This window comes from Pseudomonas juntendi (assembly GCF_009932375.1).
GTDB lineage: Bacteria > Pseudomonadota > Gammaproteobacteria > Pseudomonadales > Pseudomonadaceae > Aquipseudomonas > Aquipseudomonas juntendi.
In genome coordinates, this window is the sequence record NZ_BLJG01000285.1 from 1 (window position 1) to 15249 (window position 15249).

A 15249-nucleotide genomic window follows, 5' to 3' on the forward strand; every position below is an offset into this window, starting at 1 on the left:
GAACCCTTTGGCGCATGCCTCAATATCGCGTCGTATGAACCAGGCGGTCGCGCGCGCCTCTCACAGGCCTCACTGGCCCGAAACAAACGTAGGAGCGAGCGCAGCTCGCGATGCGCCGCGCGGGCGGCGCTCGATTTCACAGGCGCCACACTGATCAAGCCCTACACCCACCAACCTCACAACAACCTCAAAACACCTAGAAGGAGCCGTGCACCCGCACAACCACCCCGAGAAATTCACAACCGTCTTCACACAGAACCGTTGGGTATCGAGTATTCAGCGGCCTGAGCATCTTGTCTCCGCCCTCCTCGACCAACTGCCGTAACACTGCTGGCCGCCCGGGCTGACGCGCAATCACCAGCCGGCCAGGCTCTGCCTGCAAGCCAGTATCCACCAGCACACGCATCCCTTCAGGCACGCTCTTGCCGCTGGTTGCATTCATCGAGTCATTTTCAACCACCAGCCAGAACGCATTACCTGCAGGCATGTAGTCCGTCTGCTCGTGCATCTCGCTGGTTTCAGGCAAAGGCCCGGCCAAGTCGGACCAACTCAGCACCGGGAAGCGAAAGCTCGCATAGCGCAGCGCTTCGGCCGACACTGGCTGCTCGGCCGCATAGCGACCAGGCGCTTCGCGAACGATATCACGCTCTACAACCATGACTTGTGCTTCCAGAAACACCAGCCCAAGTTTCTCGAGTTTCTCGTTTATCGTCTCCAACGTTGGCCGCCGCGTGCCCCGCAACCAATGACCCACGCCGCCCTGAGTCATGCCCAGACGTTCAGCCAGCTTGAGTTGGCTGAGGTTGTGTTCGCGCTTATAGCGCTTGAGAAATGCGTTCCAGTTTTCCATGAGCGGCAACAATACGGACTGTATTAGCCGCAGCAATACACAAATTGAATTATTTATTCGGAGATGATTAGTACAGATTGACCTATCCTGTAATCCCAGTGTGCTTGAAGGGAAATCAGAAGGTGTCGCAATGAAACTACCGAAAAACGACGAAACAGATCTCGACAGCGAAGCCGCCCGCCGCGCCCTCGACTACTACCTCAACCCCAACCCGCCACGCCCGACGCTGGACAACAAGATCTGGACCCTGCACGAAGGCGTGACCAGCGAGCAGGCCCAGGAACACGCCATCGCCCTGCTGCGCTGCGCTGCCGCCACCGCACAGGAAACCGCCACGCACCAGCACGGCAGCCAGCGCGAGCTGACCTTCGCGCTGATGCACATGATGGACATGGCACGCGCGCTGCTGGAGCACAAGCAACGTGAAGACCGGGGTTTGTAGGCGAACGGAAGGGAGAGCACGTGATGGCCGCGTAACGGCAAAGGCCCCGATTGCCGGGACAAGGAAGCGCACCGGTAAAACTTTTTTACCGGAATGATGAAAATTCATTTGACTGGCAAATGATAACGATTATTATTGCACTCAGCTGATCGCGAGATCTGCTGGATAACCTGAAAGCTTAGGTCGCTTTCAGATTATCTCCTCATCAGGCTAATCACGGTTTTTGACCCGGCTTTTTGCCGGGTCTTTTTTTTGGCTCTTCAGGCTAATGAAGATCGTGATGGCGCGCATGGTAGCAAATGTGTTTCAGGGCGTGAACGCTCATTACAAAACTTTGCGCAATCAGCACTTGAGAATCAATCTCGTTTCGCCTACGCTGACCACGCATCACGGAAGATGCCCCCACCCCTTCCCCTTTGTAGCGCAAGGAGCCGGTGATGACCCGTCTGCTGCTGCCCGTCGAACACCCCACCGCGGTGAATGAGCCTGATGCCGACAATGCCCTGCTGCACGCGCTGAAGCGGCTGCCACGCCGGGTGCAGCAAGTGATGCTGCTGAGCCGCCTCGACCAGCTGGACTTCGCCAGCATTGCCACCCGCCTTGACCTGCCACTGGCCACTGTCGAACGCAACATGGACCAGGCCCTGATGGCCGGGCGCCCGCGCCGGGACGTGCTGGCAAGCGTGGCCAGCCAATGGTACGTGCGCTTGCAGAGCCCCCAGGTGACCGCATGCGAGCGCATCGACTTCCGCCGCTGGCTGGACGCAGATGCCGCGAACTTGCAGGCGTTTCACCAAACGGAATTACGCTGGCGCAGCCTGCTGGCGCCGGCGCGCCAGCTTGGCCAGGATGGTTGGTACCGGCAAGGCCGGGCGGCGCTGTCGCTAGGCGGCTGCTCGGTAGCGGTCGGGGCTGGGCTGGCGGCGTTACTGGTGTGGGCATGGTGCAGCTGATGCCCGCTGCCGGTTCACTTCAGGCCCGCCGCCGCAGCCCCTCTGAAGCCTGCCCCCTCAGCCCGTTACGCTGCCAATGAAATTCGCCAGCTCCGCCGTACGCGGCGCAGCGAATACATCACGTGGGTGACCGGTTTCGTGAACCTTGCCGTGGTGCATGAACACCAGCTTGTCACCCACTTCCCGGGCAAAGCGCATTTCATGGGTCACCATGATCAAGGTCATGCCTTCCTTGGCCAATTGCCGCACAACCCCGAGCACTTCGTTGACCAGTTCCGGGTCGAGCGCCGAGGTGATCTCATCGCACAGCAAAACCTTGGGCGACATCGCCAGGGCGCGGGCGATAGCCACCCGTTGCTGCTGCCCGCCAGAGAGGCGGTCCGGGTAGGCGTCGAACTTGTCGCCCAGGCCAACCCTGGCCAGCATTTGCTCAGCCAGTTGGCGGGCCTGGGCCTTGCTCGTCTTCTTCACCACCTGCGGCGCGAGCATGACGTTCTCGCCCACCGTCAGGTGCGGGAACAGGTTGAACTGCTGGAACACCATGCCGACTTTCTGCCGCAGCGTGCGCAGGTCGGCGCGTGCGGCATCCAGGTACTCGCCATCCACTTCGATCACGCCGTCACTGATCGACTCCAGGCCGTTGAGCGTACGCAGAAAGGTACTTTTGCCGGAACCGCTACGGCCGATGATGGCGACCACCTCACCCTCTTCGATGCTCAGGTCTACGCCCTTGAGCACGTGGTTGTCGCCATAGTACTTGTGCAACGCGGACACTCTAAGCAGGGGCATGCAGCCTCCTTTCCAGGTAACGGGCGCTCAGCGAGAGCGGGTAGCAGAGCATGAAATAACCCACGGCCACCAAGCCGTAGATCAGGAAGGGTTCAAAGGTGGCGTTGGCGAGCATGCCGCCGGTCTTGGTCAGCTCGGTAAAGCCGATGATCGAAGTGACCGCCGTGCCTTTGACCACCTGCACCGAGAAACCGACGGTAGGTGCCACGGCAATCCGCAGCGCCTGGGGCAGGATCACGTAACGCATCTGCTCCAGCCGGGTCATGGCCAGGCTGCCGGAGGCTTCCCACTGGCCACGTGGAATAGCCTCGACGCAGCCGCGCCAGGTTTCGGCAAGAAAGGCACTGGTGAACAACGTCAAGGCGATGGCCGCCGCCATCCAGGCCGAAATATCGACGCCGAACAGGGCAATGCCGAAAAACACCATGAACAACTGCATCAGCAGTGGCGTGCCCTGAAACAGCTCGATATAGCCCTTGGCGGCCCCGCGCAGCACGAAGTTGTCAGAGAGGCGCGCCAGCAGCACCAGCAGGCCGGCGACGCCACCGCAGATGAACGCCACCAGCGACAGCAGCAGGGTCCACTGCATGCCGACCAGCAAGTTGCGGACGATGTCCCATAAGGTGAACTCCATTCATCGTCTCCCCATCAGAAAGCGCTGCCCGAACCACAGCAGCAGCTGGCGTACCGCGATGGCCATGATCAGGTACAGGCCAGTGGTCAGCAGGTAAGTCTCGAACGCCCGGAAATTGCGCGACTGAATGAAGTTGGCTGCGAACGACAACTCTTCTGTGGCGATCTGCGAACAAACCGCCGAGCCCAGCATGACGATCACGATCTGGCTCGACAGGGCCGGCCAGACTTTCGCCAGCGCCGGTTGCAGAACCACAAGGCGAAACGCCTCGGCGCGGCTCATGGCCAGTGCTGCCGCCGCCTCCAGTTGCCCTTTGGGAATGGCCTGGATACCGGCGCGGATGATCTCGGTGGAATAGGCCCCCAAGTTGATCACCATGGCCAGCACTGCGGCTTGCCATTCCGTCAGGCGCACCCCCAACGCGGGTAAGCCAAAGAAGATGAAGAACAGCTGCACGATGAAAGGCGTATTACGGATCAGTTCCACGTACACGCCGAACAGCACATCGAACGGTTTGAGCCGCCAGGCACGCGCCACTGCGCCGAGTACGCCCAGGGCCACCCCGAACAGGGTGCCCACTGCGGTCAGCTGGAGGGTGAACAATGCCCCCTTGAGCAGCAGGTCGCCTTGGTCCAACACGGGCGCGAAATCGAATTGATAGGCCATCAGTCAGCGAATCCAGGGGCAGTTCAGAGGTCGGCCGGCAATGGTTGCTTCAACCATTTTTCAGCATTGCGGTTGAGGCTGCCGTCTGCCTTGGCGGCATCGAGGGTGGCATTGACCTTGGCCAGCAAGGCAGGCTCCTGCTTGGCCAGCCCGACGTACACGGGCGAGTCCTTGAGCTTGACCTTCATCACCGGCACCTTGGCCGGGTTCTTCTCGGCGATCACAGCCATCACCACGCTGCCGCTGGCAATCAGTTCAACCTGGCCGGACAGGTACGCTGCGATGGTGGAGTTATTGTCCTCGAACCGCTTGATGACCGCGCCTTTGGGGGCAACCGCTGTCAGTTCCATGTCCTCGATCGAGCCGCGGGTCACGCTGATGGTTTTGCCGGCGATGGCACCGATGTCGCTGATTGAGGTCTGCTCCGGGCCGAACACGGCCAGGTAGAACGGCGCATAAGGGCGGGAGAAATCGATCACGGCTTCGCGCTCGGCATTCTTGCCCAGGCTGGAGATCACCAGGTCGACCTTGCCCGTGGTGAGGAACGGAATGCGGTTGGTGCTGTTGACGGGCGTAAGGGCCAGCTTGACGCCCAGCTTGTCCGCCAACAACTGCGCCGTGTCGATGTCCAGGCCGCGGGGCTTGAGGTCGGGGCCAACCGAGCCGAACGGTGGAAAGTCCTGGGGCACGGCCACTTTGAGCACGCCACGGGCGGTGATGTCGGCCAGTGCGTCGGCCTGGGCCTGGGCAGCGCCCAGCGCGCCACCACACAGCAGCGTCGCCAGCAACAGGGAGCGGATGTTTTTCATGGGAAAGCCTCGGGGTATGCAGAAGGTCGTTAGCGCTGAAATTGCACAGCCCGTGCCAGCATTGCCGCCTGACCCCGGAAAAGCCCTGGGCATGCGGCCGCTCGCGGTCTTACTGGTCTGAACAGTCAGCCCGCCAGCCGTGGCCATGCCCCGCTTTCGTGCAGCCTGCCCTGCCCTTGCGCCAGCACGGAGCGAGGCTTGCCAGACACCCGGTAAAGCCTTTACAAAGCGCAGACCGCTTTCCAACTGGTCTGAACAGATGCTCGACACGCTCCCCCGCGCCGTTCCTGAAATAGCCTTGCAGGCCATTCGCAAGCTGATCGAGGCAGGCGACTATCAACCCGGCGATGCCCTGCCCTCGCAACGCGACCTGGCCGAGCAGTTGGGTATCAGCCGCGCGTCGCTGCGCGAAGCGCTGTCGTCGTTGAGTGCGCTGGGGTTGGTGAGCGTGCAACCGGGCAAGGGCGTTTTCGTGCAGGCGCCCTCGGCACCCCCGGCGGCCACGTTCTCCTGGCCATACGCCGAACAGGTATCGGCGGTGGACACCTTCCAGTTGCGCTATGCCTTGGAGGGGTTCGCGGCAGGCCTGGCGGCCCTGTACCTGACCGGTGCGGATATCGATGCGCTGGAGGCGAATGTCGAGGCGATGCGCCAGGAGCTGCGTGCCGGCCGTTTCGACGCCGCCGCCCGCCTCGACTACGCCTTCCACCGGCGCCTGCTGGAGGCCAGCGGCAACCTGGCGATGCTGCAGGTGATCACCGCCAGCCAGGACATTTTCCTGGAAAGCCAGAAACTGCCCTTCATCCGCCCCGAGCGGGCCATGGAAACCTGGCAAGAACACCGCAAGATCCTGCGCCAGCTGGCCCGTGGCAACCAAGCCGGTGCACAGCGTGCCATGCAGGAGCATATCCGCAATGCGGCTGCCCGTACCGGTGTGGTATTTGCGGCCTGAAACCCGGCCACCGCCCTATTCCGGGCGGCTGCCCAACTCGCCATTGTGCAGGGCGATCTTGATCGCCTGAGCCGTGATTGCCACACCCAGGCGCCGCCGCGCCGCACCCAGGTGACTGTACGCGGTGCGTCAGGCGTCGACCGCTTGCCCATCCCCCCATAGTGCCAAAGCCACCTGCATCGCCACTTCGGCTACGCCGCAGGTCATCGCCCGGACGTTTCTTTCAACAAGGCGGCCGCGGCCAGCTTGCCAAGGTTGTTGCCCGCAAGCGGGCTGTCGCCGGTGAGCAACTTGCGGTCCTGGTACACCTTGCCAGTAATGTCCTGGTTGATGATCTCTACCCCCAAGGCCTGCAGCTTCTCACCAAACTTCCAGGTCAGGTGCCCCGGCATGTAGCCGATATCCGGGGTTTGCGCATCCAGCGCGTCAGGGAACGCACAGATCTTGTAGCCGCTGAACCTGTAGTTGTCCGCCGTTTTACCCATGCCCGCGGCCAACAGTGCCGCGGGGCCATGGCACAGCGAAATGATGAATTTATCGTGGTCGGCCGCCCACTCCAGCACCTGTTTGACCTCGCTGCTTTCCGGCAAGCCGATCAGCGCACCGTGCCCCCCGGGAATGAACACGCCAATGTAGTCGGAGTCATCACCCAAGGCCTTGACGACCTCTGCCAGCTTCAGCGGCTGCCTGAATGACGCCTGGTACTTGCGGTAAAACGCTTGTACCTCCTGGTCTTCCGAGGGCATGGCCCAGAATTCGAACTTGACCGGGTTGCCCGACACCGTGGCGATATCGAAAGCGAAGCCCGCCTTGTCCATGTGGTACATGGGCAACAAGGTTTCTACCGGGTGGTTGCCTGTCGAGAAGAAGGTGCCATTGGTAGTTTGCAGGTAGCGCTCATCGGCACCGATGACCAGAACCTTCCAGCGGCCACCCTTGTACGCATCAGGGTACTCGGCATCGCTCAGGTCAGAGGTGGGCGAAGTGTATTGGCTCAACGAATACGGTGAGGGGAAAAACGCGCCCACCTCAGCAGGGTCTGGGGTTGGGCGTTTGTCTTCGGCTGCAGTGGTCATCGCGTACTCCTCGATAAAGGTTGACGTCGATGACCATCCTAGGCCCCGCCCCACGTTCCAGCAATGCGGGTTTTCCCTTAACGGCGCGCTACCTCAGGCTGGGTCAGAGCTGAAACCGGCGTACCTGCCCCTGCAGTGAATTGCCCAAACCGGCCAACTCCAGGCTGGCCGTGCTGGTCTGTTCGCTGGCGGTTTGCGCCTGTTCGGTAATGTCGCGCACATTCAGCACATTGCGATTGATTTCTTCGGCGACAGCACCCTGCTGTTCGGCGGCCGCCGCGATCTGCTGGGTCATGCCCTGAATGCCGCCGATGCTGTGGGTGATGTTGTCCAGCGCAGTGCCTGCATCGCGGGCCAGTTGCACGCTCTCGCCGGTCAGGCCACGGCTGGTTTCCATGCGCTGCACGGCTTGCAGCGTGCCCGCGCGCAGGGCTGCGATCAGTTGTTCGATGTCTTCGGTTGAGCGCTGGGTACGCTGCGCCAGGGCACGCACTTCGTCCGCTACCACGGCAAAGCCACGGCCGGCCTCGCCTGCACGCGCGGCCTCGATCGCCGCGTTCAATGCCAGCAGGTTGGTTTGTTCGGCCACCGCCTTGATCACGTCGAGCATACTGCCAATGCGCCCGCTTTCTTCAGCCAGCGTGCTCACCGCTGCGCTGGTCAGCTCCACCTCGGCAGACAGGTTTTCGATGCGCGCAATTGCGCTTTTGACGATGTCGCCGCCACTGACAGCATCCTGCGCCGCCTGGTTGACCGAGCGTGCGGTTTCGACCGCGTTGCGGGCCACATCCTGCACCGAGGTGGTCATTTCGTGCATGGCCGCAGCCACCTGCTCGGTTTCCTGCATCTGCTCGGTAGCGCCTGCCTGCGTCTGCCGGGTAATCGCCGACAGCTCTTCGGTGGCGCTGGCGATCTGCGTCGCCCCATCACCGATATGCCCAACCAGTTGTCGCAAGCTGCCGGTCATGTGCTGCAAGCCATCTTGCAACTCGCCGATTTCGTCTTTGCGCGAGCCGGTGGCGAAGACGCTCAGGTCGCCCTCGGCAATGCGCCGCACCCGGGCCAACGCTTCACGCAGGGGTGGCACGATCTGCCGCGTGATCAACACGGCCGCCAGCCCGCCCAGCAGCAGCGCCAGCACCAGGCAACTGACCAGCGTCCACGCCGCATCACGGGTATCGTCCTGGCGCATCTGCATCTGCTGGTCGTACAGGTCCTGGCTGGTCTGCAGCAGTGCATCACCGTGCTTTTGAACCTCCTGCAGCAGTGTGTCGATGCGGGCCAACGCCGCCCGGTGAGTGTCCAGCGAGGCCCGGTAGCCGGTAACGGATTGCGTCAGCTCATCGAGCAGGCTTGCACGCGAGCCCTGCAGAGCATCGCCCAGGGTTTGCAACTGGGTCAGTGTTGCGTCAACCGCCTTGGCCGCAGCAGCGTATTGCTTGCCATTGCCACCGTAGGTGTAGCCACGGGTTTCAAAGCGCGCATACAGAAACTGCATCTGCAGGTCGTTGGCCGCCTTGTACAGTGCCTGGTCACGCACGCCGTTCTGTTCACCCGTCAGGCTGTCTAGCTCATCCAGGCGCTTGAGCGCGCTGTCGCCGCTGCTGCGGCGTACCGCCCGCGACTGCTCGATCTGCTCATAGGCCCCGCCCAACCCCTCGATACCCCGCTGGTAGGCGCCCAGGTGTTCGGCCATTGCGGTAATGCGCCGCGCATTCTCGTCGTTGGCGAAGAACCCTTGCAGCTCGCCCAGGTGCTGCCCAACTTCGGCGATCTTGTCCCGCAGCACTTTGGCAGCCTGGGCGTCGCCCTCACTCTGCAGATAAGCCGAACGGTCCAGGCGCATCTTGGATATGTCGTCCATCAGCCGGTTGACCGTACTCATGCGGTCCATCCGGTAGGACAAACTGCTGATGGCGTTCCAACCTGCGCCAATGCTCAAAATCACCAACAGCAATAGCAGCCCGAAGCCAAACATCAGCTTCTTGGCGACTGTGAGGTTGGTAAGCCAGTTATTCATATCATTGCATCCTTGAACGATTTGGCTGCCAGGTCGCCCTGTGATGGGTGCGCAAGGGCAGTTGGGCGCGCCGTCCAGGCGATACAGCGGGCCGGGCTCAGGCGTGATTTCGGGTAGCGCGAGAGCGTGACAGGGCTGCATAAATCAATCAAATGCAAATATCGAAGCCATTGTTGCGAATGGAGAATTAATAGCGGGCTGGTGGTCCGGCCCTGGTGCCTTTCCACTCATCTTCTCCACCCTTGACAGCCGCTTGGCAGGATCCTTAACATCCATCTCACTCAGAGAAACGATGTTTCGCAGATAAAAACAAATACAACCGCCTGACAAGGGGGACGTTCAACGTCAAAAACCGCTGTAACCCCAAGAACTGCCCGCACACCTTCTGCTTTATCGAACTTGAACGCACAGCCGTGATCGCCCGGATCACCGCTGCGTACACGCACACGCCTGGACAATAACAATATGAATGCTCAGAAGACTTCACTGGCTCTGGCTGTAACTTGCGCGTTTGCCTGCAACGCCATGGCTGACGGCAACGCCTTCTTTGACGACGCGCAATTCTCGATCAAAGCCCGCAATTTCTACATGAACCGTAACTTCCTCGATGACCGCACGGCGCAGAACTATTCCGAGGAGTGGGCGCAGGGTTTTATCGGTGTGTTCGAGTCTGGTTACACCGAAGGCACGGTCGGCTTTGGCGTCGACGCCATTGGCCTGCTGGGCTTGAAACTGGACACCGGGGGCGGCCGCAAAGGGGGCGGCACGCTGCTGCTCGAAGAAGACAGCGATGGCGCCAAAAGCAGTTATGCCAAGGGCGGTGCGGCGGTGAAGGCACGCCTGTCGAACACTGTGCTGAAGTTCGGCGAACAGGTGGTGAACCTGCCAGTGCTGGCCACCGCCGACACGCGCTTGCTGCCGGAAACCACCCAGGGCTGGTTGTTGACCAGCAAGGAAATACCCGACCTCACCTTGAATGCCGGGCACTTCACGGCGTTGCGCAGCCGTGACCAGAGTGAACATGACAGTGGCGGCCTGACGTCACTGGACCTGATTGGCGGCAGCTACAACTTCAACAAGGCATTCAGTGCCCGGGCCTATCATTCCGATGTTCAGGATTACTGGCGCAAGTACTACCTGGGTGCGACCCTGGTCTTGCCGATCAATGACAGGTATGCGGCGAAGTTCGACTTCAACGGTTATGACACGCGCAGCCAGGGCGCCCAGCGCGCCGGGGACCTGGACAACCGGATCTGGAGTTTGTCGGCCACGCTGGCAGCCGGCCCGCACAGCTTCATGCTGGCCCACCAGCGGGTCAGCGGGACGGGCAATTATACCTATGGCGTGGACGGCAACAGTACGGTGTTCCTGGCCAACTCGGTGCAGTATTCGGACTTCAACTACGAGAACGAGCGGTCATGGCAGGCGCGTTATGACTTTGACTTCGTGGCGCTGGGTGTACCGGGCTTGAGTGTCATGGCGCGGTACTTGCGCGGCACTGGTTTCCACACTGCGCAAACCGATGACGGTCGGGCGTGGGAGCGGGACCTGGAGCTCAGGTACGTGGTGCAGTCGGGTACGGCGAAGGACCTGTCGTTCAGGGTTCGCCAAGCCAGTTTCCGCAGCCCGGACCGCGGCCTGAACTTCAATGAGGTGCGGGTGATTACCGAATACCCCTTGAATATCTTCTGACGCCAGAGCCCGGCTTTGCCGGTGTTCGCGGCTGAAGCCGCTGCTACATCCTGTGGGAGCGGGCGCGCCCGCGAAGCAGGCACCGCGGTGGTTGGCACCGGCTTTGCCGGTGTTCGCGGCTGAAGCCGCTCCTACATCACAACCGCTGATACGTGCCCGCGTGCAAGCGCTCACTGATCTCCGCCGCCGCCGACTGCAACTCGCGCAACATCGCCGCCGGTGGTGGCGACGGAATAGCGGCACTCGGCCCGACAATGCCAATGGTCCCGACAATCTGGTCGTTATCGCGGAAAATCGGGCAGCACAGCGCATTGATCCCTAATGTCACCTCGCCGTCGGCATCGTCATACAAGCGTTCACGAATCAACGCCAGCCGCGCGGCCAGCGCATCGGGCTCATGCAAGGTCAGTTCGGTGAGTTGCGGCATCTTGCGCCGCATCACCCGCTGCTGGCTGGCCGCGTCGGCAAATGCCAGCACCGTGCGCCCCTGCGCCGAGCAGTACGGCAACACGCGGTTGCCCGGTTTCACCGAAATGCACACATTGGCCTTGGACTCCACGCAGGACACCACCAGCGCCGTGTCATGGGTGGCCACCGCCAGCAAGGCCGTCTGGCCCGTGGCGTCACGAATGCGGGTAAGGTAAGGGTCGGCAATGGCGCGCAGGTCGAACTGTTCGCTGGCCGCTTCGCCATAAGCCACCAGGCGGGCACCCAGCAGGTACTTCTCGGTGGCCGGGTCCTGTTCGAGAATACCGAGCTGGCGCATCGAGGCCAGGTGCCGGTAGGTACGCGGCTTGGCAGTTTGCAGTTGCTGGGCCAGCTCGGTTACGCCAAGCGGGCGCCGCGCAGCGGTCAGTTCGTCGAGCAGGCGGAATACCATCTCCACCGACTCGAGCAGCGCAGGACCGCTGGCGGGCTTTTCATCATCCTGGTTCAAGCGTTCACCTCGCATTCGGGCTTGGGAAAGACCCGATTGTATCGCTCGGCGAAACGCTTGTGTTGGCCTACGACATCAAACGCCAGAAGGCTGCGCCACCGCCGGCGCACGGTGCGGCTGCGGCGGTTTGACCGAGAACATCGCCCACGCACCGATCAGGGTCATCACCGCCAGCACATACAGCCCATACTCCAGGTGCCCACTGCCCTGCTTCACCCAGCCCATCATGAACGGGCTGGCATAGCCCCCAAGGTTGCCGATGGTGGCGATCAGGGCGATACCGGCCGCTGCCGCCGTGCCGGTCAGCAGCACCCCGGGCAGTGCCCACAGCACGCAGAAACCCGCCAGGCCACCCGACATCGCCAGGCTAAGGCCCGCCAGCGACAGCACCGGCTGGTCGTGGAACACCGCCGCTATCGTCAGCCCGGCCGCCGAGGCCAGGTTGCACAGCGTGCCGTGCCAGCGCCGTTCACGGGTACGGTCCGAATGCCGACTGACCACCAGCATCACCACCGAGGCCACCGCGAACGGAATTGCGGCGATCAGCCCGGTGTGCGTCAGGCTCTGGCTGCCCAGGCTCTGGACGATCTGCGGCAGCCAGAAACTCACGCCGTAGGTCCCACACAGCAGCGCGAAATTCACGTAGATCAACCGCCACAAGTCTTTGTTGACGAACGCTGCACGGAAGTTGTGCCCGGCCCCCGCCTGCTCCTGGGCCTGGCGTTGCGCCGCCAGCTGGCGCACCACCCGCTGGTTCTGCTCTGGGCTGAGCCAGTGCACGTTGCCAGGGCGGTCGTCCAGGTAGAAGAACACCACGATGCCCAGCAGTACCGCCGGCGTACCCTCGATCAGGAACAGCCATTGCCAGCCAGCCAGGCCGTGCACACCGGCAAAGGTCTGCATGATCCAGCCCGACAGCGGGCTACCCAGCACGCCCGCCATGGCGATGCCCAGGTTGAACCAGGCCATGGCCTGGGAACGGGCGTAGGACGGGAACCAGTAGGTCATGTACAGCACCACCCCCGGATAGAACCCGGCCTCGGCCATGCCCAGCAGGAAGCGCAGTACATAGAACTGGTTGGGCGTCTGCACGAACATCATCGACACCGACAGAATGCCCCACATCACCATGATCCGGGTGATCCAGAAGCGCGCACCGACCCGCTGCAACATCATGTTGCTGGGAATCTCGCACAGGCAGTAGCCGATGAAGAACACCCCGGCGCCAAAGCCGAACGCCAGGTCGCTGAGGCCGATGTCGGCCGACATCTGCAGCTTGGCAAAACCGACGTTGACCCGGTCGAGAAAGGCAATGATGTAAAGCACGAAGAGGAACGGCAGCAACCGCCAGGCGATGCGGTTGTACAGCACACTGTCCTGCTCGTTGTCGAACGTGTTGCGGGCTATGAGCTTCATCGCAGTACTCTTTTGTAATTGTTGTGGTGGTGAAGCAAGCCTGTTCAGCCCTGGGCCGACAGGATGAAGTCGGCGCAGCGCTCGCCGATCATGATGCATGGCGCGTTGGTATTGCCACTGACGATCGTCGGCATGATCGAAGCGTCGGCCACCCGCAGCCCCTGCACGCCGCGCACCCGCAGGGCCGGGTCGACCACCGCCGCTTCATCGGACCCCATGCGGCAGGTGCCGGCCGGGTGGAACACGGTCTTGGCGACGGTACGCACGTAGTCCTCGAACACCGAGTCGGGTACGTCGTCATGCTCGGGCAGCATCAGCATGCGTTCGACCACGCCGGCCAAGGCCGGAGCGCGAAGAATCTTGCGCGCCAGCTTGATACCGGCCACCAAGGTGCGCATGTCCTCGGGGTGGCTCAGGTAATTGGCGGTGAGCGCGACGTCGGCCAACGGGTCGGCGCTTTTCAGCCGCAGCCGGCCACGGGAGCGCGGGCGCAGGGCGCAGGGGTTGACCGAGATACCGTGGCCAGCCGGCGGCAGCCGGTCGATGTCACCGACCAGCGCAGGCACCACATGGAACTGCACGTCAGGGCGCCCACAACCGGTAGCGTCGACGAAGGCGCCGCTTTCCACCACGTTCGAGCTGAGCAGCCCGCGGCGCGTGGCCAGGTATTTCAAGCCATGGCCGAGGGCACGCAGGCCACGGTCATGGCCAAGCAGGCTGGCCGGCTCGCGCGTTTGTGCATACACCGAGGCGCTCAGGTGGTCCTGGAAGTTCTCGCCGACCTGCGGGGCATCCACCCGCACATCGATGCCCAGGGCCTGCAGGTGCTCGCGCGGGCCAATGCCGGAAAGCATCAGCAGTTTTGGCGAGGCAATGGCGCCGGCACTGACAATGACTTCGCCACGGGCGCGGAAGGCCAGGGCCCGGCCCGCCTCGTCCCTGGCCTGCACGCCAACCACCCGGGCACCGTCGAACTGCAGCTGGGTGGCGTGCACCCCGGTCATCACCCGCAGGTTGGGGTTGCTGCGCATCGGCCGCAGGTAGGAAGCAGCCGAGCTGGCGCGGCGCCCGGCGGCGGTGGTGGTCTGGTAGAAGCCCGCACCCTCCTGCTGCGCGCCGTTGAAGTCATCGGTGGCCGGCACGCCGGCTTGCACGGCCGCATCGACAAAGGCACGGCTGAGAAAATGCCTGTGCCGCGGGTCACTGACCTTCAACGGCCCCTGCCGACCATGCAGTTCCCCGCCCAGCCGGGCATTGGCTTCGCAGCGGCGGAACACCGGCAATACGTGGTTCCAGCCCCAGCCAGGGCAGCCAGCGTTCTGCCAATCATCATAGTCTTCGGCCTGGCCACGGATGTAGATCATCGCGTTCACCGAACTGCCGCCACCCAAGGTGCGGCCCTGGGGGATGAACACTTCACGCTGGTTGACGAACGGTTCGGGCTGGGTACGGTACATCCAGGTGCGCCGGGTACCGTGTACGCGGATGAAGGTGCCGGGAATGTGCACATAGGGGTGATTGTCGGCCGGGCCGGCTTCGAGCAGCAGCACCTGCTTGCCGGCCTGGGCCAGCCGTGCGCTGAGCGCACAGCCGGCCGATCCGGCTCCGATCACGATGTAATCGAAGGTATCCATTCTTGTTGTTCTCTTGAGTGAAAAAACTCAGCCGACCTGGCTGACGAACTTGGTGGTGAAGTAGGCGTCCAGGCCCTCGCTGCCGCCTTCGCTGCCGTAGCCGCTGTCCTTCACGCCGCCGAACGGTGTTTCCGGTGCAGCCAGGCCGAAATGGTTGATCGAAACCATGCCCGCTTGCAGTTCGTCGGCCAGCAAAGTGGCACGCTGCACCGAGCGCGTGAAGGCGAAGGCCGCCAGGCCAAAGGGCAGGCTGTTGGCCTTGGCGACCACCGCTTCGAGGGTGTCGAAGGCAACGATCGAGGCAATCGGCGCGAACGGCTCCTCGCTCATGATGCGGGCGTTGTCCGGCACCTCGGTGAGCACCGTGGCCGGGTAGTAG

At 62.6% G+C, this 15249-nt stretch carries 15 protein-coding genes and 1 pseudogene; 4 read left to right on the forward strand and 12 right to left on the reverse strand.

Features of this window, described 5'->3' with window-relative positions:
- Nucleotides 1-196: 196 nt before the first annotated feature.
- Complete coding sequence (locus tag GYA94_RS24565; protein ID WP_110679270.1) at nucleotides 197-850, reverse strand: LexA family protein; 654 nt, start codon at nucleotides 848-850, stop codon at nucleotides 197-199.
- A 130-nt stretch (nucleotides 851-980) separates the two neighbouring features.
- Here GYA94_RS24565 and GYA94_RS24570 point away from each other — a divergent pair, with 130 nt between their 5' ends.
- Together GYA94_RS24570 and GYA94_RS24575 are read left to right on the forward strand one after the other, a co-directional pair.
- A complete protein-coding gene (locus tag GYA94_RS24570) occupies nucleotides 981-1292 on the forward strand; it encodes a DUF6124 family protein (protein WP_009686368.1) in 312 nt (103 codons plus the stop codon).
- Nucleotides 1293-1729: 437 nt separating this feature from the next.
- Nucleotides 1730-2245 (forward strand): DUF4880 domain-containing protein, encoded by a 516-nt coding sequence (locus GYA94_RS24575; protein ID WP_054911781.1) that lies wholly within the window; start codon nucleotides 1730-1732, stop codon nucleotides 2243-2245.
- 57 nt (nucleotides 2246-2302) lie between these two features.
- Here the strand turns inward: GYA94_RS24575 and GYA94_RS24580 are convergent, their stop codons facing one another.
- From GYA94_RS24580 to GYA94_RS24595, 4 genes are read right to left on the reverse strand one after another with little or no spacing between them, the layout of a single operon-like run.
- On the reverse strand, nucleotides 2303-3034 hold the full coding sequence (locus GYA94_RS24580; protein ID WP_161893288.1) for an amino acid ABC transporter ATP-binding protein: 732 nt from the start codon (nucleotides 3032-3034) through the stop codon (nucleotides 2303-2305).
- Complete coding sequence (locus tag GYA94_RS24585; RefSeq protein WP_009686365.1) at nucleotides 3021-3668, reverse strand: amino acid ABC transporter permease; 648 nt, start codon at nucleotides 3666-3668, stop codon at nucleotides 3021-3023. The genes GYA94_RS24580 and GYA94_RS24585 overlap by 14 nt, the downstream gene beginning before the upstream one ends.
- The gene (locus GYA94_RS24590; RefSeq protein ID WP_161893289.1) at nucleotides 3669-4334 is read right to left on the reverse strand and encodes an amino acid ABC transporter permease; all 666 of its coding nucleotides are present in this window, start codon (nucleotides 4332-4334) and stop codon (nucleotides 3669-3671) included.
- 23 nt (nucleotides 4335-4357) lie between these two features.
- The gene (locus GYA94_RS24595; RefSeq protein ID WP_009686363.1) at nucleotides 4358-5143 is read right to left on the reverse strand and encodes a transporter substrate-binding domain-containing protein; all 786 of its coding nucleotides are present in this window, start codon (nucleotides 5141-5143) and stop codon (nucleotides 4358-4360) included.
- Nucleotides 5144-5402: 259 nt separating this feature from the next.
- Here GYA94_RS24595 and GYA94_RS24600 point away from each other — a divergent pair, with 259 nt between their 5' ends.
- The gene (locus GYA94_RS24600; RefSeq protein WP_029887434.1) at nucleotides 5403-6095 is read left to right on the forward strand and encodes a FadR/GntR family transcriptional regulator; all 693 of its coding nucleotides are present in this window, start codon (nucleotides 5403-5405) and stop codon (nucleotides 6093-6095) included.
- A 203-nt stretch (nucleotides 6096-6298) separates the two neighbouring features.
- Here the strand turns inward: GYA94_RS24600 and hchA are convergent, their stop codons facing one another.
- From hchA to GYA94_RS28815, 3 genes and pseudogenes are all read right to left on the reverse strand, one after another.
- Complete coding sequence (gene hchA, locus GYA94_RS24605; RefSeq protein WP_161893290.1) at nucleotides 6299-7171, reverse strand: glyoxalase III HchA; 873 nt, start codon at nucleotides 7169-7171, stop codon at nucleotides 6299-6301.
- A 103-nt stretch (nucleotides 7172-7274) separates the two neighbouring features.
- Complete coding sequence (locus tag GYA94_RS28810; RefSeq protein ID WP_415752949.1) at nucleotides 7275-8138, reverse strand: methyl-accepting chemotaxis protein; 864 nt, start codon at nucleotides 8136-8138, stop codon at nucleotides 7275-7277.
- A pseudogene (locus tag GYA94_RS28815) lies at nucleotides 8130-9332 on the reverse strand (methyl-accepting chemotaxis protein); the annotation flags it as partial. The pseudogene GYA94_RS28815 and the gene GYA94_RS28810, both read right to left, overlap by 9 nt.
- Nucleotides 9333-9656: 324 nt before the next feature.
- On the opposite strand from GYA94_RS28815, the gene GYA94_RS24615 reads away from it, so the two are divergent.
- Nucleotides 9657-10883, forward strand: a complete 1227-nt coding sequence (locus GYA94_RS24615) for an OprD family porin (protein WP_110679264.1) — start codon at nucleotides 9657-9659, stop codon at nucleotides 10881-10883.
- 136 nt (nucleotides 10884-11019) lie between these two features.
- Here GYA94_RS24615 and GYA94_RS24620 read toward each other — a convergent pair whose 3' ends face one another.
- The 4 genes from GYA94_RS24620 to GYA94_RS24635 all read right to left on the reverse strand — a co-directional run.
- The gene (locus GYA94_RS24620) at nucleotides 11020-11820 is read right to left on the reverse strand and encodes an IclR family transcriptional regulator (RefSeq protein WP_232108467.1); all 801 of its coding nucleotides are present in this window, start codon (nucleotides 11818-11820) and stop codon (nucleotides 11020-11022) included.
- Between the two features lie 75 nt (nucleotides 11821-11895).
- Nucleotides 11896-13236: an MFS transporter gene (locus tag GYA94_RS24625; protein ID WP_054911790.1), complete on the reverse strand. Its 1341-nt coding sequence runs from the start codon at nucleotides 13234-13236 to the stop codon at nucleotides 11896-11898.
- Nucleotides 13237-13280: 44 nt separating this feature from the next.
- Nucleotides 13281-14870 carry a GMC family oxidoreductase gene (locus GYA94_RS24630; protein WP_161893292.1) on the reverse strand — a complete coding sequence of 530 codons (1590 nt, stop codon included), beginning with the start codon at nucleotides 14868-14870 and terminating at the stop codon, nucleotides 13281-13283.
- 27 nt (nucleotides 14871-14897) lie between these two features.
- Nucleotides 14898-15249 (reverse strand): aldehyde dehydrogenase family protein (locus GYA94_RS24635; RefSeq protein WP_161893293.1); only part of this gene is annotated, 352 nt, incomplete at its 5' end.